The organism is Enterobacter sp. UPMP2061, from assembly GCF_053709615.1.
Genome location: NZ_JBSKJP010000004.1, coordinates 64,118 through 82,729 on the forward strand (window position 1 = coordinate 64,118; position 18,612 = coordinate 82,729).

17 protein-coding genes are annotated in these 18,612 nt (G+C 55.0%); 8 read left to right on the forward strand and 9 right to left on the reverse strand.

Translation table 11 applies throughout. The features are described from left to right. The first annotated feature begins 111 nt into the window (after positions 1–111). Positions 112–1,758, forward strand: a complete 1,647-nt coding sequence (locus ACWKXX_RS10865) for a dihydroxyacetone kinase subunit DhaK (protein ID WP_232960669.1) — start codon at positions 112–114, stop codon at positions 1,756–1,758. 92 nt (positions 1,759–1,850) lie between these two features. Here the strand turns inward: ACWKXX_RS10865 and ahr are convergent, their stop codons facing one another. Next, the gene (ahr, locus tag ACWKXX_RS10870; RefSeq protein ID WP_015571992.1) at positions 1,851–2,870 is read right to left on the reverse strand and encodes an NADPH-dependent aldehyde reductase Ahr; all 1,020 of its coding nucleotides are present in this window, start codon (positions 2,868–2,870) and stop codon (positions 1,851–1,853) included. A gap of 83 nt (positions 2,871–2,953) precedes the next feature. Continuing rightward, positions 2,954–3,454: a GNAT family N-acetyltransferase gene (locus ACWKXX_RS10875; RefSeq protein ID WP_045141585.1), complete on the reverse strand. Its 501-nt coding sequence runs from the start codon at positions 3,452–3,454 to the stop codon at positions 2,954–2,956. A 204-nt stretch (positions 3,455–3,658) separates the two neighbouring features. Between ACWKXX_RS10875 and ACWKXX_RS10880 the strand changes: the two genes are divergently transcribed. Together ACWKXX_RS10880 and ACWKXX_RS10885 are read left to right on the forward strand one after the other, a co-directional pair. Next, entirely contained in the window at positions 3,659–4,513 is an 855-nt protein-coding gene (locus ACWKXX_RS10880) for a DUF3289 family protein (protein ID WP_193547439.1), read from the forward strand. Beyond that, positions 4,513–5,037 (forward strand): DUF943 family protein, encoded by a 525-nt coding sequence (locus tag ACWKXX_RS10885; RefSeq protein ID WP_045141583.1) that lies wholly within the window; start codon positions 4,513–4,515, stop codon positions 5,035–5,037. Before ACWKXX_RS10880 ends, ACWKXX_RS10885 begins: the two co-directional genes overlap by 1 nt. Positions 5,038–5,076: 39 nt before the next feature. On the opposite strand, the gene ACWKXX_RS10890 is transcribed toward ACWKXX_RS10885, so the two are convergent. The 3 genes from ACWKXX_RS10890 to pepA form a co-directional block, all read right to left on the reverse strand. Further along, positions 5,077–7,932, reverse strand: coding sequence for a valine--tRNA ligase (locus ACWKXX_RS10890; RefSeq protein WP_454540823.1), 2,856 nt, complete (start codon positions 7,930–7,932; stop codon positions 5,077–5,079). Continuing rightward, positions 7,932–8,375, reverse strand: coding sequence for a DNA polymerase III subunit chi (holC, locus tag ACWKXX_RS10895; RefSeq protein ID WP_003861884.1), 444 nt, complete (start codon positions 8,373–8,375; stop codon positions 7,932–7,934). Before holC ends, ACWKXX_RS10890 begins: the two co-directional genes overlap by 1 nt. 117 nt (positions 8,376–8,492) lie before the next feature. Then, on the reverse strand, positions 8,493–10,004 hold the full coding sequence (gene pepA, locus ACWKXX_RS10900; protein ID WP_003861882.1) for a leucyl aminopeptidase: 1,512 nt from the start codon (positions 10,002–10,004) through the stop codon (positions 8,493–8,495). A 265-nt stretch (positions 10,005–10,269) separates the two neighbouring features. On the opposite strand from pepA, the gene lptF reads away from it, so the two are divergent. The 5 genes from lptF (at position 10,270) to mtgA (ending at position 16,531) form a co-directional block, all read left to right on the forward strand. After that, positions 10,270–11,370 (forward strand): LPS export ABC transporter permease LptF, encoded by a 1,101-nt coding sequence (lptF, locus tag ACWKXX_RS10905; RefSeq protein ID WP_003861881.1) that lies wholly within the window; start codon positions 10,270–10,272, stop codon positions 11,368–11,370. Next, the gene (lptG, locus tag ACWKXX_RS10910; RefSeq protein ID WP_001147540.1) at positions 11,370–12,452 is read left to right on the forward strand and encodes an LPS export ABC transporter permease LptG; all 1,083 of its coding nucleotides are present in this window, start codon (positions 11,370–11,372) and stop codon (positions 12,450–12,452) included. The genes lptF and lptG overlap by 1 nt, the downstream gene beginning before the upstream one ends. A gap of 137 nt (positions 12,453–12,589) precedes the next feature. Beyond that, positions 12,590–14,923, forward strand: a complete 2,334-nt coding sequence (gene arcB, locus ACWKXX_RS10915; protein ID WP_047726735.1) for an aerobic respiration two-component sensor histidine kinase ArcB — start codon at positions 12,590–12,592, stop codon at positions 14,921–14,923. 232 nt (positions 14,924–15,155) lie between these two features. Then, positions 15,156–15,809, forward strand: coding sequence for an isoprenoid biosynthesis glyoxalase ElbB (gene elbB / locus ACWKXX_RS10920; protein WP_047365700.1), 654 nt, complete (start codon positions 15,156–15,158; stop codon positions 15,807–15,809). Next, positions 15,806–16,531 carry a monofunctional biosynthetic peptidoglycan transglycosylase gene (gene mtgA, locus ACWKXX_RS10925; RefSeq protein WP_261665964.1) on the forward strand — a complete coding sequence of 242 codons (726 nt, stop codon included), beginning with the start codon at positions 15,806–15,808 and terminating at the stop codon, positions 16,529–16,531. Before elbB ends, mtgA begins: the two co-directional genes overlap by 4 nt. Before the next feature lie 39 nt (positions 16,532–16,570). Here the strand turns inward: mtgA and npr are convergent, their stop codons facing one another. The 4 genes from npr to hpf form a co-directional block, all read right to left on the reverse strand. Next, positions 16,571–16,843 (reverse strand): PTS phosphocarrier protein NPr, encoded by a 273-nt coding sequence (gene npr / locus ACWKXX_RS10930; protein WP_003861872.1) that lies wholly within the window; start codon positions 16,841–16,843, stop codon positions 16,571–16,573. Further along, complete coding sequence (rapZ, locus tag ACWKXX_RS10935; RefSeq protein ID WP_003861870.1) at positions 16,840–17,694, reverse strand: RNase adapter RapZ; 855 nt, start codon at positions 17,692–17,694, stop codon at positions 16,840–16,842. The genes npr and rapZ overlap by 4 nt, the downstream gene beginning before the upstream one ends. A 45-nt stretch (positions 17,695–17,739) precedes the next feature. After that, positions 17,740–18,231, reverse strand: coding sequence for a PTS IIA-like nitrogen regulatory protein PtsN (gene ptsN, locus ACWKXX_RS10940; RefSeq protein ID WP_003861869.1), 492 nt, complete (start codon positions 18,229–18,231; stop codon positions 17,740–17,742). 82 nt (positions 18,232–18,313) lie between these two features. Continuing rightward, a complete protein-coding gene (gene hpf / locus ACWKXX_RS10945) occupies positions 18,314–18,601 on the reverse strand; it encodes a ribosome hibernation promoting factor (RefSeq protein ID WP_003861866.1) in 288 nt (95 codons plus the stop codon). Positions 18,602–18,612: the final 11 nt, after the last annotated feature.

Sequence of the window (18,612 nt, forward strand, 5' to 3'; positions counted from 1 at the left end):
TGGAGTATAGGCAACCTGACGGCAAAATGTCTGCGTAAATTCCTCACTTTGCGGCGCATTATCCAGTGCGGACTATGCTTTTGCATACGGTAAACAAAATTTTGGGAAACTATGTCCAGATTCTTTTTTAACGACCGCAAACAGCTTGTCAACGATGCCATTGAAGGCATACTTCTCTCCGCGCCGCACGGTAATCTCGTCAAACTGGATATCGATCCGGCCATCCGCGTGGTGGCTCGCGGCGACTGGGATAAAAGCCGCGTGGCGGTGATCTCCGGTGGCGGCTCCGGCCATGAACCGGCACATGCCGGGTTCGTCGGTAAAGGCATGCTTACCGCAGCGGTGTGTGGCGATCTGTTCGCTTCCCCAAGCGTGGATGCGGTCCTCAATGCCATAGTGGCGGTGACGGGCGATCGTGGCTGCCTGCTGATTGTGAAAAACTACACCGGCGACCGGCTTAACTTTGGCCTGGCGGCGGAAAAAGCCAAACGCTACGGCCTGAAGGTCGAGATGGTTATCGTGGCGGATGATATCGCCCTGCCGGATAACAAGCAGCCGCGTGGTATCGCGGGAACGGCGCTGGTGCATAAGGTTGCGGGATATGCGGCAGAGCAGGGGAAATCGCTAAACGACGTGCGGGATATTGCGCAACAGGCCTGCGATAACCTCTGGAGCCTGGGGGTTGCGATGCAAACCTGTAACCTGCCGGGTAGCGACGATGAAGAGGGGCGCATTAAACAAGGCCATGTCGAGCTGGGGCTGGGTATTCACGGCGAGCCGGGAGCATCCGTCGTGGATACGCAAAACAGCAAAGCCATTATCGACACGCTGGTGACGCCGCTAAAAGCCCAGGCGGGTGACGGGCGCTTTGCGGTGCTGATCAACAACCTCGGCGGCGTGTCAGCGCTGGAGATGGCTCTGCTCACCAAAGAGCTGGCGCATTCGGCGTTGAAAGAGAACATTGCGTATCTGATTGGCCCGGCGCCGCTGGTGAGTGCTCTGGATATGAAAGGCTTTTCGCTAACGCTGTTAAAGCTCAACGATTTCTTCGAGAAGGCGATTCACGCCGAGGTCGAGACGCTGGGCTGGCAGAAGCCCGTCGCGTTCGCGCCCCTGCGTACCGTCCCCCATAGCGCCCTTCATGATCGCGTGGAATATACCCCGTCGGACAATCCGCAGGTGAGCGAGGCCGTCGCCTCGGTAACGAAAACATTGATCCAGCTGGAAAATCGCCTTAACGCGCTGGATGCCAAAGTAGGCGATGGCGATACGGGCTCCACCTTTGCGCAAGGGGCGCGGGATATTGCGCAGCGACTTGAGGAGAACAACCTGCCCCTTAACGACGTGCCGACATTACTCCTGCTGGTGGGGGAGCGGCTGGCAACGGTGATGGGCGGATCGAGTGGCGTATTGATGTCGATCTTCTTCACGGCGGCAGGACAAAAGCTTCACGATGGACAGCCGCTACCTGAAGCATTGCTGAGCGGACTGGCGCAGATGAAGCAGTATGGCGGTGCAGATCTCGGCGATCGTACGCTGATCGATGCTCTGCAACCGGCGCTGGAGGCGTTACAGAAAGGCAATATTCAGGCGGCAGCGCAGGCTGCGCAGCAGGGCGCCGAAGCAACGGCGAAAATGGCGAAAGCGGGAGCGGGGCGCTCGTCGTACGTGAATAAAGAGAATCTGGACGGGGTGATGGATCCGGGAGCGGTCGCGGTAGCGGAAGTGTTTAAGACCATGGTAGATGCAAAACGGTAACAACCGTTACCGTTTTTAGTGTTTGCGCCCTCTCCCTGTGGGAGAGGGTTGGGGTGAGGGCATCAGGCCGCACATTCCCCGGCAATCTCACATCAGAAATCCGCTTTCAACACCACGCGGTAGCGGGCTTTGCCGTCGCGCACGTGCTGGATCGCTTCGTTGATTTTTGACATCGGGTACAGCTCGGTGGTGGGTGCCACTTTTGTGCGTCCGGCAAACTTCATCAGCTTGCGTAACTCATATGGTGTGCCGGTAGCAGAGCCGGATATGCTGCGATCGCCGCCGATCAGGGTAAACGCCGGAACCGGCAGCGGCTTCATCACCGCACCCACGGTGTGGAAGTTACCGCCGTAGGCCAGGGCTTCAAAGTACGGCTGCCAGTCGAGATCGACGTTCACGGTGTTGATGATCAGGTCAAACTGGCCTGCCAGAGCGGTGAGCGCCTGGGGATCGCGACTGTTTACCACTTTATCCGCACCCATCGCCAGCACTTCCTGCTCTTTCGCCGGGTTAGAGCTGAACGCCGTCACTTCACAGCCCATCGCGTGCAGCAGCTTGATGGCGATATGGCCCAGACCGCCAATCCCGATCACGCCCACGCGGCTGGTGGCGGTGACGTGATGCATCAGCAGCGGTTTAAAGACGGTGATACCGCCACACAGCAGCGGACCTGCGGATTCAATATCAATGCTGTCCGGCAGCGGGATAACCCATTGCCAGTCGGCGCGCAGCTTATCGGCGAAACCGCCCTTGTTAAGGATGGTCGGCGTTGCGCCCTCAAGGCAGTTGATCTGGTTGCCGCTGATACAGGCGTCGCAGTGGCCGCAGCTGCGTGCCGTCCAGCCGATACCCACGCGCTGGCCCACTTTCAGCCCTTTGTCCTGCGCGGCGCTGCCGAGCGCCACGACGCGGCCAATGACTTCGTGCCCGGCCACCAGCGGATAGCTGGAGAAGCCCCATTCATTGTCAATCATCGAGAGATCTGAGTGGCAGATCCCGCAGTAATCAACCTGTACTTCGACGTCTTCCGCTTTTAGTTCGCCCGCATCGTACTCGTACAGCTCAAGTTCTGCACCCGCCTGCGGTGCGGCGTAGCTTTTTATCTTCGACATCGCATTTCCCCTGTTTTGGTGTGAATTGTGAGTGTAGAGCATTCAGTTTACAGACGCTTAACAGAAGACGGCAGGAACAAAACTTACAGATTTTTCAGCATCCTGACTTCGCAGTCCACGTGGCCCGTGCAGCCCAGTGGCGCATCGATATGCTCAAAGCCGAGATGTTCATACAGGCCAATGGCCTCTTTAAGGAAAGCGGTGGTTTCAAGGTAGCAACGTTTAAAGCCCTGTGAGCGTGCATGTTCAAGGGCGACCAGCGCCAGCTTTTTCGCCAGGCCTTGTCCGCGTATCGTTGGCAGGAAATACATTTTCTGAAGTTCACAGATATCCGGCTCGCTGCAAAGCAGTGGGGCAATGCCGCCGCCGCCCACGACCTGGCCGTCCTGTTCAATGACCCAGTAGGCATGGCCCGGCTGGCTGTACAGCTGAAAAAGTTCGTCCAGATTTGGGTCGGCCACGGTGTAGCCTTTGTCGGCGGTCAGGCCATATTCGGCAGAAACCGTGCGGATAACGGCGGCGATAGCCGGGTTGTCGCTGGCGGATATCCGGCGGAGTGTAGGGAGGGACTGCGTGGAGCTCATTTTGTTACTCAATCAATAAAAATTCATCATAGTGATATTTGATACCACCCTCTTTACAATCATGCAAGGCAGAGATAATGACAGGGAAGAATTTTCATCATCCACATGGTGTTTATACCATTTCGCTCATGTTCTCTTTTTCAAAGTTATATTATTTTCTGTTGTTGTGAAGTGCGCTGTTATTATTTATCAGGATGATGAATTATGAATATAGATACGCTTTTATCAATGTCTTTGCCGTGTGAAGTTTTTTCCACGTTCCACCGTTTTGAAAACTATTATGTAGATGATATGCAGTGTGGAGATTTAGTCGATAGGGATTTCCAGTTATTAGGACTTGAGGATATTTCTGCGCGGGTAGACCCGTTCAGGTGTTTGCAATTCAATGCGAATAATTTCTATAGTCCTCGGGTGGCGGACTTCGGCCTACGGAAACCGCAGGGTGTGTCACTTAGCCGTCAGCGCTGCGCTGAGATTATGTTTGATGAGATGATAGAACTCTCGACACAATTTGCTCACGGGCCATACGCCCCGCTTATAGGTGAGTTGATTAATCATTTTCATTACGGTAATGGAGGATCATGGCACAGTGAGCGTCTGAGTAGAGCATATGCAGAAGTGATTAGAGGTACAGAAACAAATCATTTGTTGCATTGCATTCAGACGGAGATAAATGAACGTTTCTATCTGAAACAGCAGATAGGGATTGATTTTAATTTTCTTACGGCTTTAAGCGGACACATCACTAGAAACGTCAGGCTGCCAAAATTTAACCGTTTCATCGATAGGTTTAATGGGTTGGGAATAAGCGTACATGATATTTATGCCCAGAAGGTCAGCCTGGAAAGTTTCCATCGCAATGCTGTATCCTGGGAGGGGGGGCTGTTATTTACCGGACAGGATCATTTTGGTCTTGGGACGGAAGATATTACAAATGACTTCTATAAGAACTTTCGCTTCTTCCGCATTTGGTTTTTTTTGCAACGACATCGCGATTATGCATTTAAACCCTTCATGACAAATTTTAGAGCTTATATTCATATAAACGGTGGCGTTTGATGCTGAATCATCGGAAACGTAAAGCGGCTTTTCTTAGCCTGGTGCTGTTGATAACCTGCTATTTACTCTGGACTCAACGACCAGTGACTATCATCCGCGCCGGTAGCCATGCTGAGTATGATCCCGGATTTGTCCTCAAGGAGTTTGCCAGCAAAGACAGAAAATTTGAGGCCTATGGAATCCTGGTAGACCATCTGGCTTTAACGGAGTGGGGACGTATTCATTGGTATCTGGATCATAAAGAAGAACTGAAAAACCTTTATCACATACCATCATCCGATGGCTATAACATTACCTTTTGGGATATCGGTGATGGCTTTACTGATTTTGCAAGCTCAGGGGATGGCGATATGTATTGCCTGCCTCCGATAAAGGAAACAGAAAAACATTGTGTTGAGAAAAATATGCTTATGAGCGTGGATTATGAGCAAGGTTACTATGAAAAATTCTCCTTCAGCAAGAGTGAGTATTACTGGATAACCATGCCGGACGGGAAGTTGGTGCGAATAAAAAATGCGTTATAAAAGAAAACACCGGAGAGAGTCTCCGGTGTTTTCATGATATTACAGCGCCGCGATAACCGCCTGCTGCTCGATCAGTTTGGTCTTCGCATCGGCGAAGGCAACCAGACGCTCACGCTCTTTGGCGATGACCGCTTCCGGCGCGCGGGCCACAAAGCCCTCGTTCGCCAGTTTGCTTTCGATTTTGCCAATTTCCACGTCGACTTTCGCCACTTCTTTCGCCAGACGCGCCAGCTCCGCATCTTTGTCGATCAGGCCCGCCATCGGGATCAGCAGCTCCGCGCCGTCGATGATTTTGGTCACGGAAACCGGACCTTTGTCATCGGCAGGCTGCACGGTGATGCTTTCCAGACGCGCCATGGTTTTCAGGAAGGTGTTGTTCTCGGTGACGCGACGAACGGCAGCTTCGCTGCAACCGCGCAGCAGCAGCTCCAGTGGTTTACCCGGAGCGATGTTCATTTCCGCGCGGATGTTACGTACCGCAACGATCGCCTGTTTCAGCCACTCGGTATCCGCAGATGCGGCTTCATCCACTTTCGCGGCGTCGAATGCCGGGAACGGCTGGAGCATGATGGTATCGGCATTAATACCGGCAATCACCTTCACGCGCTGCCAGATGGTTTCGGTGATGAATGGAATGATCGGGTGCGCAAGGCGCAGCAGACCTTCCAGAACGGTAATCAGCGTATTACGCGTGCCGCGCAGTTCCGCTTCAGAACCGCCGTTCATGACCGGCTTCGCCAGCTCCAGATACCAGTCACAGAACTGGTTCCAGGTGAATTCGTACAGGATGCCTGCCGCGATGTCGAAGCGGTAGCTGTCCAGCGCGTCGCGGAACGCTTTCACCGTCTGGTTAAATTCCGCCAGGATCCAGCGGTCTGCCAGAGACAGGGTCATTTCGCCGCCGTTAAAGCCGCAATCCTGATCTTCGGTGTTCATCAGCACGAAGCGGCTGGCGTTCCACAGCTTGTTACAGAAGTTACGGTAACCTTCCAGACGCTTCATATCCCAGTTGATGTCACGACCGGTGGAGGCCAGCGCCGCCAGGGTGAAGCGCAGGGCGTCGGTACCGTGAGATTCGATCCCGTTCGGGAACTGCTTCTCGGTACGCTTGCGGATTTTCTCCGCCAGCTGCGGCTGCATCATGTTGCCGGTACGTTTTTCCAGCAGCTCTTCCAGAGAGATACCGTCCACCATATCCAGCGGGTCGATAACGTTACCCTTGGATTTGGACATCTTCTGGCCTTCGTCGTCGCGGATCAGGCCGGTCATGTAGACGGTATGGAACGGAACCTGCGGCTTGCCGTCTTCGTCTTTGATGAAGTGCATGGTCATCATGATCATGCGGGCGATCCAGAAGAAGATGATGTCGAAGCCGGATACCATCACGCTGGTTGGATGGAACTGACGCAGCGCGTCGGTGTTTTCCGGCCAGCCGAGGGTAGAGAAGGTCCACAGTGCGGAGGAGAACCAGGTATCCAGCACGTCTTCGTCCTGGCGCAGGGCAACGTCAGCGCCCAGGTTGTTTTCCTGACGCACTTCCTCTTCGGTGCGGCCAACGTAGACATTGCCTTCGTTGTCGTACCACGCCGGGATACGGTGACCCCACCACAGCTGACGGGAAATACACCAGTCCTGAATATCGCGCATCCAGGAGAAGTACATGTTTTCGTACTGCTTCGGCACGAACTGGATGCTGCCGTTCTCAACCGCTTCAACAGCCGGTTTCGCCAGCACGTCGGCACGCACGTACCACTGGTCGGTCAGCATTGGCTCGATAACCACGCCGCCACGGTCGCCGTACGGCACGGTCAGATCGTGAGGTTTAATCTCTTCCAGCAGGCCGAGTGCGTCAACGGCGGCTACGATGGCTTTACGCGCGGCAAAGCGCTCCAGCTTCTGGAACTCAGCCGGGATGTCGCTGGAATAAACGTCGGATTCGTTGCCTTTGGTGTCATACACTTCTGCGCTTTCGCGGATATCGCCGTCGAAGGTCAGAATGTTGATCATCGGAAGTTGATGACGACGACCGACTTCATAGTCGTTGAAGTCATGCGCCGGGGTGATTTTCACGCAGCCGGTGCCTTTTTCCATGTCGGCGTGTTCGTCGCCCACAATCGGAATACGGCGGTTCACCAGCGGCAGCACCACGAATTTGCCGATCAGATCTTTATAACGCGGATCTTCCGGGTTAACGGCCACGCCGGTATCGCCCAGCAGGGTTTCCGGACGGGTGGTCGCCACCACCAGGTAATCTTTACCGTCGGCGGTTTTTGCGCCGTCAGCCAGCGGATAGCGGATGTGCCACATGGAGCCTTTAGACTCGCGGTTTTCCACTTCCAGGTCAGAGATGGCGGTGCGCAGTTTCGGGTCCCAGTTGACCAGGCGCTTGCCACGATAAATCAGGTCTTCTTTGTACAGGCGCACAAAGACTTCTTTCACGGCGTTGGACAGGCCTTCATCCATGGTGAAGCGCTCGCGCTCCCAGTCTACGGAGTTGCCGAGACGGCGCATCTGACGGGTAATGGTGCCGCCGGATTCTGCCTTCCACTGCCAGATTTTGTCGATGAACGCGTCGCGACCGTAGTCGTGGCGGGTTTTACCCTCTTCAGCGGCAATTTTACGCTCAACCACCATCTGGGTCGCGATACCCGCGTGGTCAGTCCCCGCCTGCCACAGGGTATTTTTGCCCTGCATGCGCTGGTAGCGGATCATGGTATCCATGATGGTCTGCTGGAAAGCATGCCCCATATGCAAACTGCCGGTGACGTTCGGCGGCGGGATCATGATGCAGAAGGACTCTTTGCTTTCGTCGCCGTTAGGCTTGAAATAGCCCTGCTGTTCCCAGTGCTCGTAAAGCGGCTGTTCGATATCGCGTGGGTTATATGTCTTTTCCATTATTTCCAGGTTGCCGTATTCAGGTTAAAACCGGCCAGGCGGTACGCTTTGTAGCGTTCGCGCGCCAGTTGTTTCAAGGATTCTTCGTAAGGGACAAAGTCTACCACTTCTGTGAAAGCGGTGGCAAAATCTGCAAAGTCTGTCCGCAGGCTAATGAGAATGTCGCGCGCGCTGCTGTTGCGTTTTTGCGGCCAGGCAATCTCCACCGGTGCCCCGCCGCGTGGACCTTCGCCCGACAGGTTATGCGGAACAAAACTCTCCGGCGGGCGCGCCCATAGCGCTTCATCCAGGCGAATCGCCTGCTGCTCATCTTCACAGGCAATCAGGACGCGTTTACCTGCGCGCCAACGTTCTGCGGCAATTTCACACACCAGCTGTTCAACGGCGCTGAGGCCATCCTGATGGGTGTCATTGTCCAGAAGGTAGAACGTTGCATTCTTCATATATGGGGCTTCTTGTCGTGGATTTAAATGCAAAGCCGGGTGGCGCTTCGCTTACCCGGCCTACGGTTGAGTGGCGTGTAGGCCGGGTAAGGCGTAGCCGCCACCCGGCGTTTTACATCACTCGTCGCCGTTAAAACCCGCACGATTGAGCAGGAACTGCGACAGCAGTGCCACCGGACGTCCGGTCGCGCCTTTGGCTTTACCGGAGCGCCATGCGGTCCCCGCGATGTCCAGGTGCGCCCAGTTGTACTTGCGGGTGAAACGCGCCAGGAAGCAGCCTGCGGTGATTGCTCCGCCAGGACGACCGCCGATGTTCGCCATGTCTGCGAAATTAGACTCCAGCTGTTCCTGGAACTCGTCCCCCAGCGGCAGACGCCACGCGCGGTCGCCGGCCTGTTCGGACGCGCCGATCAGCTCATGCGCCAGCGGGTTGTGGTTCGACATCAGGCCGGTGATGTGGTGCCCCAGCGCGATCACGCAGGCGCCGGTCAGGGTAGCCACGTCGATAACCGCTTCAGGTTCGAAACGCTCAACGTAGGTCAGCACGTCGCACAGCACCAGACGGCCTTCGGCGTCGGTGTTCAGCACCTCAACGGTCTGGCCGGACATGGTGGTCAGCACATCACCCGGACGATAAGCGCGGCCGCCAGGCATGTTTTCGCAGCCCGCCAGCACGCCGATCACGTTGATGGGCAACTGAAGTTCCGCGACCATGCGCATGACGCCGTAAACCGCCGCCGCGCCGCACATGTCGTACTTCATCTCATCCATGCCTTCTGAAGGCTTGATGGAGATACCGCCGGAGTCGAAGGTCAGCCCTTTACCGACGAGCACGATGGGTCGCGCATCTTCTGACGGATTGCCCTTGTACTCAATGACCGACATCAGGGATTCGTTCTGGGAGCCGTTACCGACCGCCAGATAAGAGTGCATCCCCAGCTCTTTCATCTGCTGTTCGCCGATAACGCGGGTGATGACGTTCTTGCTGTACGCGTCAGCCAGCTGGCGCGCCTGAGATGCCAGGTACGCGGCGTTACAGATGTTTGGCGGCATATTGCCAAGATCTTTTGCCGCTTTAATACCGGCGGCAATGGCCAGACCGTGCTGAATGGCGCGCTCGCCGCTGGTCAGCTCGCGACGGGTTGGCACGTTAAAGACCATTTTACGCAGCGGGCGACGCGGCTCGCTTTTGGTGGTTTTCAGCTGATCAAAGCTGTAGAGGCTCTCTTTTGCGGTTTCGACGGCCTGGCGCACTTTCCAGTACGTGTTGCGGCCCTTAACGTGCAGCTCCGTCAGGAAGCAGACGGCTTCCATCGAACCAGTATCATTCAGTGTATTAATGGTTTTCTGAATAACCTGCTTGTACTGGCGCTCATCAAGCTCACGTTCTTTACCACAGCCAATCAGCAGAATACGCTCGGACAGGACGTTCGGAACATGGTGCAGCAACAAGGTCTGCCCTGGTTTGCCTTCCAGTTCGCCACGGCGCAGCAGGGCGCTGATATAACCGTCGCTGATTTTATCGAGTTGCTCGGCGATCGGGGAGAGTCGGCGTGGTTCAAAGACGCCCACAACGATGCAGGCACTCCGCTGTTTCTCCGGGCTACCGCTTTTTACACTGAACTCCATGCACTACGCTCCTGAATCTTAAAGACAACGGCGGCGGCTACGGATAGAATTGAAACCTTTCGTAACTCATGTCCGCCGTTGTGGTGACTTCGTGTTAATCTTACGTTACTACGGTTTCGACACGTCAATAAATGTCATGAAGCGCGAATCCGCTGGGTTTTTTAATCTTAGCGATGATTTCGACGACTCAAGAGAATAAATGACGTTTAAGCCATGAAACAAGCTAAATTCCTGCATAAGACGAGTTTTAACGGGCGTATTTAAAGTGATAATCATAAGATATCTGGTTCGGGAGACGCTGAAGAGCCAACTGGCGATCCTCTTTATCCTCCTTCTGATCTTTTTCTGTCAGAAGCTGGTCAGGATCCTCGGCGCGGCGGTTGATGGCGAAATCCCAACGAATCTGGTGCTTTCCCTGCTCGGGCTTGGCGTGCCGGAAATGGCGCAGCTTATCCTGCCGTTAAGCCTGTTCCTTGGTCTGCTGATGACCCTGGGTAAGCTCTATACCGAAAGTGAAATCACCGTGATGCATGCCTGCGGCCTCAGTAAAGCCGTACTGGTAAAAGCAGCCATGGTGCTGGCGCTGTTTACGGGCATTGTTGCCGCGGTTAACGTCATGTGGGCGGGGCCGACCTCCTCTCGTCATCAGGATGAGGTGCTGGCGGAAGCAAAAGCTAACCCAGGGCTGGCGGCGCTGGCGCAGGGGCAGTTCCAGCAGGCTACCGACGGTAACTCCGTGCTGTTTATCGAAAGCGTCGATGGCAACCGCTTCAATGACGTGTTTCTTGCTCAACTGCGCCCGAAAGGTAACGCTCGGCCTTCTGTGGTGGTGGCGGACTCCGGTCAGCTGTCTCAGCGTAAAGACGGCTCTCAGGTTGTCACGCTGAACAAAGGAACGCGTTTCGAAGGCACGGCTATGCTGCGCGACTTCCGTATTACCGATTTTCAGAACTACCAGGCCATCATTGGCCATCAGGCCGTCGCGCTCGATCCCACGGATACTGAGCAGATGGATATGCGCACCTTAATGAATACCGATACCGATCGTGCGCGTGCTGAACTGCACTGGCGTATCACGCTGGTCTTCACCGTATTTATGATGGCGCTGATGGTGGTTCCGCTGAGCGTGGTAAACCCGCGCCAGGGCCGCGTGCTGTCGATGCTGCCAGCGATGCTGCTGTATCTGGTGTTCTTCCTGCTGCAAACCTCAATCAAGTCTAACGGCGGGAAAGGAAAAATTGACCCGATGATCTGGACCTGGGTCGTGAATGGTTTGTATCTGCTGCTGGCAGTCGGACTCAACTTGTGGGACACGGTGCCTGTGCGTCGTCTTCGTGCCCGGTTTACGCGTAAAGGAGCCATCTAATGCAGGCGTTTGGCGTACTTGACCGCTATATCGGTAAAACGATTTTCACCACCATCATGATGACCCTGTTCATGCTGGTGTCGCTCTCGGGCATTATCAAATTTGTCGACCAGTTGAAAAAAGCCGGGCAGGGGAGTTACGACGCGTTGGGCGCCGGGATGTATACCCTGCTCAGCGTACCAAAAGATGTGCAGATCTTCTTCCCGATGGCGGCCCTGTTGGGGGCGCTGCTGGGCCTGGGGATGCTGGCTCAGCGTAGCGAGCTGGTGGTTATGCAGGCATCGGGTTTTACCCGTATGCAGGTTGCGCTGTCGGTGATGAAAACCGCGATCCCGCTGGTGCTGTTGACCATGGCGATTGGCGAATGGGTCGCGCCGCAGGGCGAACAGATGGCGCGTAACTACCGTGCTCAGGCTATGTACGGCGGTTCACTGCTCTCCACGCAGCAGGGATTATGGGCGAAAGATGGTCAGAACTTTGTCTATATCGAACGCGTGAAAGGGGACGATGAACTGGGCGGCGTGAGTATCTATGCCTTCAATAACGATCGTCGTTTACAGTCGGTGCGTTATGCCGCCTCCGCTAAATTTGATGCGAACAACAAGCTTTGGCGGTTATCCCAGGTTGATGAATCTGACCTGACGAACCCGAAACAGATCACCGGTTCGCAGACCGTTAGCGGTACCTGGAAAACCAACCTGACGCCGGACAAGCTTGGGGTGGTAGCGCTCGATCCCGATGCGCTCTCCATCAGCGGTCTGCATAATTACGTGAAGTATCTGAAATCGAGCGGACAGGATGCGGGGCGTTACCAGCTCAACATGTGGAGCAAAATCTTCCAGCCGCTGTCCGTAGCCGTGATGATGCTGATGGCGCTATCGTTCATCTTTGGACCGCTGCGTAGCGTGCCAATGGGGGTTCGCGTGGTAACCGGTATCAGCTTTGGTTTTGTGTTCTACGTCCTCGATCAGATTTTCGGTCCGCTGACGCTGGTGTATGGCATTCCGCCAATTATCGGCGCACTGTTGCCGAGCGCCAGTTTCTTCCTGATCAGCCTCTGGATGCTGCTAAAACGCTCCTGATAAACCTTCTTCCTCGCTCCCGGTTGCCCGGGGGCGAGGCTAATCTCCTGTTTCACCCCGCACTTTTTCTCACAACCTTCAACGCCTCGCCGTGAATTTGAGTATTATTGAGCGATAAAGTCGTGAAGGGATCCTCTATGAAGCAAATTCGAATGCTGGCCCAGTACTACGTCGACCTGATGATGAAGCTCGGGCTGGTGCGTTTTTCCATGCTGCTGGCGCTGGCGCTGGTCGTTCTGGCCATCGTCGTGCAAATGGCAGTGACCATGGTTCTGCATGGTCAGGTCGAGAGCATCGACGTGATCCGCTCTATTTTCTTTGGCCTGCTGATTACCCCATGGGCGGTCTATTTTCTCTCCGTGGTGGTTGAGCAACTGGAAGAGTCCCGACAGCGTTTATCGAAACTGGTGGATAAGCTGGAAGAGATGCGCGAGCGCGATCTCAAACTCAACGTCCAGCTCAAGGACAACATTGCCCAGCTGAATCAGGAAATTTCAGACCGTGAGAAGGCGGAAGCCGAGCGTCAGACCACGCTTGAGCAGCTAAAAGTTGAGATGAAAGAGCGTGAAGTGACGCAGATCCAGCTTGAACAGCAATCCTCTTTCCTGCGCTCGTTCCTCGATGCGTCGCCGGATCTGGTGTTCTACCGTAATGAAGATAAAGAGTTCTCCGGCTGTAACCGGGCCATGGAACTGTTGACCGGGAAAAGCGAAAAGCAGCTGATCCACCTGAAACCTCAGGATGTCTATTCCGAAGAGGCGGCAGCAAAAGTGATGGAGACGGATGAAAAGGTCTTCCGCCATAACGTTTCGCTGACCTATGAGCAGTGGCTGGACTATCCTGACGGGCGCAAAGCCTGCTTTGAGATCCGCAAAGTGCCTTATTACGACCGGGTGGGGAAACGTCATGGTCTGATGGGCTTTGGCCGCGATATCACCGAGCGTAAGCGCTATCAGGATGCGCTGGAGCGCGCCAGCCGGGATAAAACCACCTTCATCTCCACCATCAGCCATGAACTGCGCACCCCGCTGAATGGCATTGTGGGGCTGAGCCGCATTCTGCTGGATACCGAGCTGACCAGCGAGCAGGAAAAATACCTGAAAACGATCCACGTCTCGGCGGTCACGCTGGGCAATATCTTCAATGATATTATCGACATGGATAAGATGGAACGCCGTAAAGTTCAGCTCGACAACCAGCCGGTTGATTTTACCGGTTTCCTCGCGGACCTGGAAAACCTGTCAGGTTTACAGGCTCAGCAAAAAGGGTTGAGCTTTGTGATGGAGCCAACGCTGCCATTGCCGCATAAAGTGGTGACGGACGGCACACGTCTGCGGCAGATCCTGTGGAACCTCATCAGCAACGCCGTGAAGTTTACCCAGAAGGGGCAGGTTGCGGTGCGCATTCGCTATGACGAAGGCGACATGCTGCACTTTGAAGTTGAGGACTCGGGTATCGGCATTCCTCAGGAGGAGCAGGATAAGATCTTCGCCATGTATTATCAGGTTAAAGACAGCCACGGCGGTAAACCGGCGACCGGTACGGGCATTGGACTGGCGGTGTCGAAACGTCTGGCGAAAAGTATGGGCGGGGATATCACCGTTGCCAGCCAGCCGGGTAAAGGCTCCACCTTTACGCTTACCGTCCACGCGCCTGCCGTGGCGGAAGAGGTGGAAGATACGTTTGAGAACAACGATATGCCGCTGCCAGCCCTGCACGTTCTGCTGGTGGAAGATATTGAGCTGAACGTCATTGTCGCCCGGTCGGTACTGGAAAAACTCGGTAACAGCGTGGATGTGGCGATGACCGGGAAAGCCGCGCTGGAGATGTTCACGCCGGGCGAGTATGACCTGGTGCTGCTCGATATTCAGCTACCGGACATGACCGGGCTGGATATCTCCCGCGAGCTGACGCGCAAATATGCTCCTGACGAGCTGCCGCCGCTGGTGGCGTTGACCGCAAACGTGTTGAAAGATAAAAAAGAGTATCTCGAGGCCGGTATGGACGATGTGCTCAGCAAGCCGCTGGCGGTACCCGCCCTGACGGCGATGATCAAGAAGTTCTGGGATACCTGTGATGAAGAGGAGAGCACCATGACGTCTGTTGATAGCGCTAAAGCCCAAACGATACTGGATACCGCCATGCTGGAGCAGTATATCGATCTGGTGGGACCAAAACTGATCACCGATGGCCTCGCCGTGTTCGAAAAAATGATGCCGGGCTATCTGAACGTGCTCGAATCCAACCTGACGGCGCGTGACCAGAAGGGCATCGTCGAAGAGGGACATAAAATCAAAGGCGCGGCAGGATCTGTCGGGTTACGCCATCTCCAGCAGCTGGGCCAACAGATTCAGTCGCCTGATTTACCTGCCTGGGAAGATAACGTAGGTGATTGGGTCGAAGAGATGAAACAAGAGTGGCAAAACGATGTGGCAGTGCTGAAAGCCTGGGTGGACGCCAGAAAAAAATGACCCCGGCTATACCGGGGTGCGCGAATACTGCGCCAACACCAGGGAAATCGTGGCTGCGCCTGATTTTTGTGGGTTGTTTTCGCATGGACGCCGCCTGAAAATTGAGGCCGCACGCAGATAAGATAGCAAATCTTAAACAGTTTGTTACATGAATCAGTGAAATGTGTGAAGCATAGCGTTTTAATCAGAATTTTTAATGTGCTTCAGCGAGTTGCATAGAAGGATCGTCAGAATGAAAAAGATTGGTGTCGTGCTGAGCGGATGTGGTGTTTACGATGGTTCAGAGATACATGAAACCGTATTAACGCTGCTGGCATTATCGCGCCAGGGGGCAGACGTTATCTGCTTCGCCCCGGATAAAACCCAGGCAGACGTGATTAATCATCTTACCGGCGAGCCAATGGCGGAAAGCCGTAACGTGCTGATTGAAGCGGCGCGTATTGTGCGCGGCGATATTCACCCGCTGGCACAGGCCGATGCCGCTGAGCTTGATGCGCTCATCGTGCCGGGCGGTTTTGGCGCGGCGAAAAACCTGAGCACGTTTGCAACGGAAGGCGCGGCGTGTCATGTCGATCCCGATTTGAAAGCGCTATCGCTGGCGATGCATGCGGCAGGTAAGCCGCAGGGCTTTATCTGCATTGCGCCGGCCATGCTGCCGAAAATTTTTGATTTCCCGCTGCGGCTCACGATCGGAACCGACATTGATACCGCTGAGATTGTCGAGGATATGGGCGGCGAACACGTGCCATGTCCGGTAGACGACATTGTGGTGGACGAGGACAACAAGATCATCACCACGCCAGCGTATATGCTGGCGCAGAACATCGCCGAGGCTGCCGCAGGCATTGAAAAGCTGGTGGACAGAGTGCTGGTCCTGACCGAATGAGTCGTAAATTCTCCCCCGGCGGGTGGTTAAAACGGATCCTGCTGCGTATTGTGCTGGTCCTGGCCGTGTTCTGGGGCGGCGGTATTGCGCTGTTCTGCATCCTGCCCGTCCCGTTCTCGGCCGTGATGGCAGAGCGGCAGATTAGCGCCTGGCTCTCTGGGGATTTTGGCTATGTTGCCCATTCTGACTGGGTCAGCATGGATGCAATCTCGCCGTGGATGGGGCTGGCGGTCATTGCGGCAGAAGATCAGCAATTCCCGGAGCACTGGGGTTTTGACGTGGCGGCTATCGAGAAGGCGCTGGATCATAATGAACGTCATGAAAACCGCGTCCGCGGCGCATCGACGCTTTCTCAGCAGACGGTAAAAAACCTGTTCTTATGGGACGGTCGCAGCTGGGTGAGAAAAGGGCTGGAGGCCGGGCTGACGCTGGGCGTCGAGACGGTGTGGAGCAAAAAACGCATTTTAACCGTCTACCTGAATATCGCGGAATTTGGTGACGGCGTATTTGGTGTCGAAGCGGCATCGCAGCGCTATTTTGGCAAGCCCGCCAGCAGGCTGACTATGTCCGAAGCGGCACTGCTTGCCGCCGTGCTGCCGAACCCGCTGCGTTTTAAGGCCAGCGCCCCGTCAGGCTATGTGCGAAGCCGCCAGGCGTGGATTATGCGCCAGATGCGTCAGCTGGGTGGGGAAGGGTTTATGGAGCGAAATAATCTTAGGTAGGGCGGGTAAGCGCAGCGCTACCCGCCGACATGGCGAACGTTAGTCTTCGTCAAACCCGGCGTTGAACAGGGCAATCACTGCCGCCAGCGCTTCTTCTTCCTGCGGGCCGGTGGCTTCAACTTCAATCTGACGGCCTTTGGCAGAATCCAGCATCAGTAGCGCAATCACGCTGTTGGCTTCTGCCTCGGTTCCCTCGTCGTTGCGCAGCAGCACCTCAGCATCAAAACCCTGCATCAGTTCAAACAGCTTCATCGCCGGGCGCGCATGCATGCCCAGCTTGTTGGTGATTTCGACGGTCTGTTTTACGGTCATGTTTTGCGTTTTTCCAGCGTGCGATGACGGGACTGAACGTTCTTCCCGCGTGAGCGGAAGTAATCGGCCAGCTGTTCGGCAATGTAGACCGAACGATGTTTACCGCCGGTACAGCCAATTGCCACCGTCAGGTAGCTGCGATTGTTTGTTTCCAGCATAGGTAACCATAGCTCAAGGTAGCTTCGCGTCTGGTAGATAAAATTGTGTACTTCTGTGTGTCGATCGAGGAACGCTGCCACCGGCTTATCCAGACCGGTCATCGGACGCAGTTTCGGATCCCAGTGTGGGTTCGGCAGGAAACGCACATCAAAAACGTAATCCGCATCGATAGGTATGCCGTGCTTAAAGCCGAAGGATTCAAACACCATCGTCAGTTCGCGCTCGCGCTTGCCGAGTAAGCGCGTACGCAGCATTTCCGCCAGCTCGTGGACGGACATTTCGGAGGTGTCGACAATCAGGTCGGCCCGGGAACGCAGTGGCTCAAGCAGATCGCTCTCTTTATCGATGGCGCTTTCCAGCGAAAGATTTTTACTGGAGAGCGGATGCAAACGACGTGTATCGCTGTAGCGACGGATCAGCGTGTTGCGGTCAGCGTCCAGGAACAAGAGCTGAGGCGAGAAGCATTCCGGCAGGCTGTTCATTGCCTGCTCGAAGATTTCCGGCGATTCCGGCATGTTACGCACGTCGATACTGACGGCGGCAGAGATTTGCCTGTCCGCCAGCGTCCGCGCCAGATCGGGTAACAACACTACCGGCAGGTTATCTACACAGTAAAATCCCATGTCTTCCAGCGCGCGCAGGGCCACAGACTTCCCGGACCCCGAACGACCGCTGACGATCATCAGCACCATGTTCCGTTTCTCCTCAGGGCAGCCGTACTGAAGGCCCTTTCCCGATTATGCCTCATCCTGATTGCCTTCTGCTTCAGTGATAATTTGATAAAGCTCTTCATCACTTTGGGCTGAGCGCAGTCGACGACAAATGGTTTTATCCGCCAGACGTTTGGCAACCAGCGACAGCGTGTGCAGGTGGGTTTTGGTCTGATCGGCAGGAACCAGCAGCGCGAAAAGCAGATCCACAGGCTGGTTATCGATGGCGTCAAAAGCGATAGGCGTTTCCAGTTGCACAAACACCCCCACGGCACGCAGCGTATCTTCTTCCAGCTTGCCATGCGGGATCGCAATGCCATTGCCGATGCCGGTACTGCCCATTTTTTCACGGGTCAGAATGGCTTCAAACACGATCTGCGGCGGCAGACCCAGCTGTTTTGCGGCCAGCTCACTGATGATTTCCAGCGCACGTTTTTTGCTCTGGCAGTGAACGCCACTGCGGGTACAATCCTGGTTAAGGACATTGCTCAGTTGAAGAGCGGAATCGTTGTTTATCATAATTTCACCTAAGCGCTAACTGTACAAATGGCCTGTTGTGTTTCACAACAGGCCGTCCTGCACCCGTTAACTGCCCGGACAATTAGTGTTGTTTCAGTTTATCTTTATGTTTATTGAGCTGTCTCGCAAGCTTATCAATCAAGCCGTCGATAGCCGCGTACATGTCTTGCCCTTCCGCACTGGCATGGAGTTCCCCTCCGTTGACGTGCAGGGTCGCATCCGAGATATGCGTCACTTTCTCCACTTTCAACACAACATAGACCTGGTTGATCCTCTCGAAATACTGCTCGAGTTTCGCAAACTTAGTGTTTACAAAATCGCGTAAAGCCTCAGTAATCTCGACGTTATGTCCGGTGATATTGAGCTGCATAGTGTCTTCCT

What these genes read in the sequence shown, in the direction of transcription:
- ACWKXX_RS10865 (WP_232960669.1), top strand. Translation starts at nt 112, where the DNA reads ATGTCCAGATTCTTTTTTAACGACCGCAAACAGCTTGTCAACGATGCC.
- ahr (WP_015571992.1), bottom strand. Translation starts at nt 2,870, where the DNA reads ATGTCGAAGATAAAAAGCTACGCCGCACCGCAGGCGGGTGCAGAACTT.
- ACWKXX_RS10875 (WP_045141585.1), bottom strand. Translation starts at nt 3,454, where the DNA reads ATGAGCTCCACGCAGTCCCTCCCTACACTCCGCCGGATATCCGCCAGC.
- ACWKXX_RS10880 (WP_193547439.1), top strand. Translation starts at nt 3,659, where the DNA reads ATGAATATAGATACGCTTTTATCAATGTCTTTGCCGTGTGAAGTTTTT.
- ACWKXX_RS10885 (WP_045141583.1), top strand. Translation starts at nt 4,513, where the DNA reads ATGCTGAATCATCGGAAACGTAAAGCGGCTTTTCTTAGCCTGGTGCTG.
- ACWKXX_RS10890 (WP_454540823.1), bottom strand. Translation starts at nt 7,932, where the DNA reads ATGGAAAAGACATATAACCCACGCGATATCGAACAGCCGCTTTACGAG.
- holC (WP_003861884.1), bottom strand. Translation starts at nt 8,375, where the DNA reads ATGAAGAATGCAACGTTCTACCTTCTGGACAATGACACCCATCAGGAT.
- pepA (WP_003861882.1), bottom strand. Translation starts at nt 10,004, where the DNA reads ATGGAGTTCAGTGTAAAAAGCGGTAGCCCGGAGAAACAGCGGAGTGCC.
- lptG (WP_001147540.1), top strand. Translation starts at nt 11,370, where the DNA reads ATGCAGGCGTTTGGCGTACTTGACCGCTATATCGGTAAAACGATTTTC.
- arcB (WP_047726735.1), top strand. Translation starts at nt 12,590, where the DNA reads ATGAAGCAAATTCGAATGCTGGCCCAGTACTACGTCGACCTGATGATG.
- elbB (WP_047365700.1), top strand. Translation starts at nt 15,156, where the DNA reads ATGAAAAAGATTGGTGTCGTGCTGAGCGGATGTGGTGTTTACGATGGT.
- mtgA (WP_261665964.1), top strand. Translation starts at nt 15,806, where the DNA reads ATGAGTCGTAAATTCTCCCCCGGCGGGTGGTTAAAACGGATCCTGCTG.
- npr (WP_003861872.1), bottom strand. Translation starts at nt 16,843, where the DNA reads ATGACCGTAAAACAGACCGTCGAAATCACCAACAAGCTGGGCATGCAT.
- rapZ (WP_003861870.1), bottom strand. Translation starts at nt 17,694, where the DNA reads ATGGTGCTGATGATCGTCAGCGGTCGTTCGGGGTCCGGGAAGTCTGTG.
- ptsN (WP_003861869.1), bottom strand. Translation starts at nt 18,231, where the DNA reads ATGATAAACAACGATTCCGCTCTTCAACTGAGCAATGTCCTTAACCAG.
- hpf (WP_003861866.1), bottom strand. Translation starts at nt 18,601, where the DNA reads ATGCAGCTCAATATCACCGGACATAACGTCGAGATTACTGAGGCTTTA.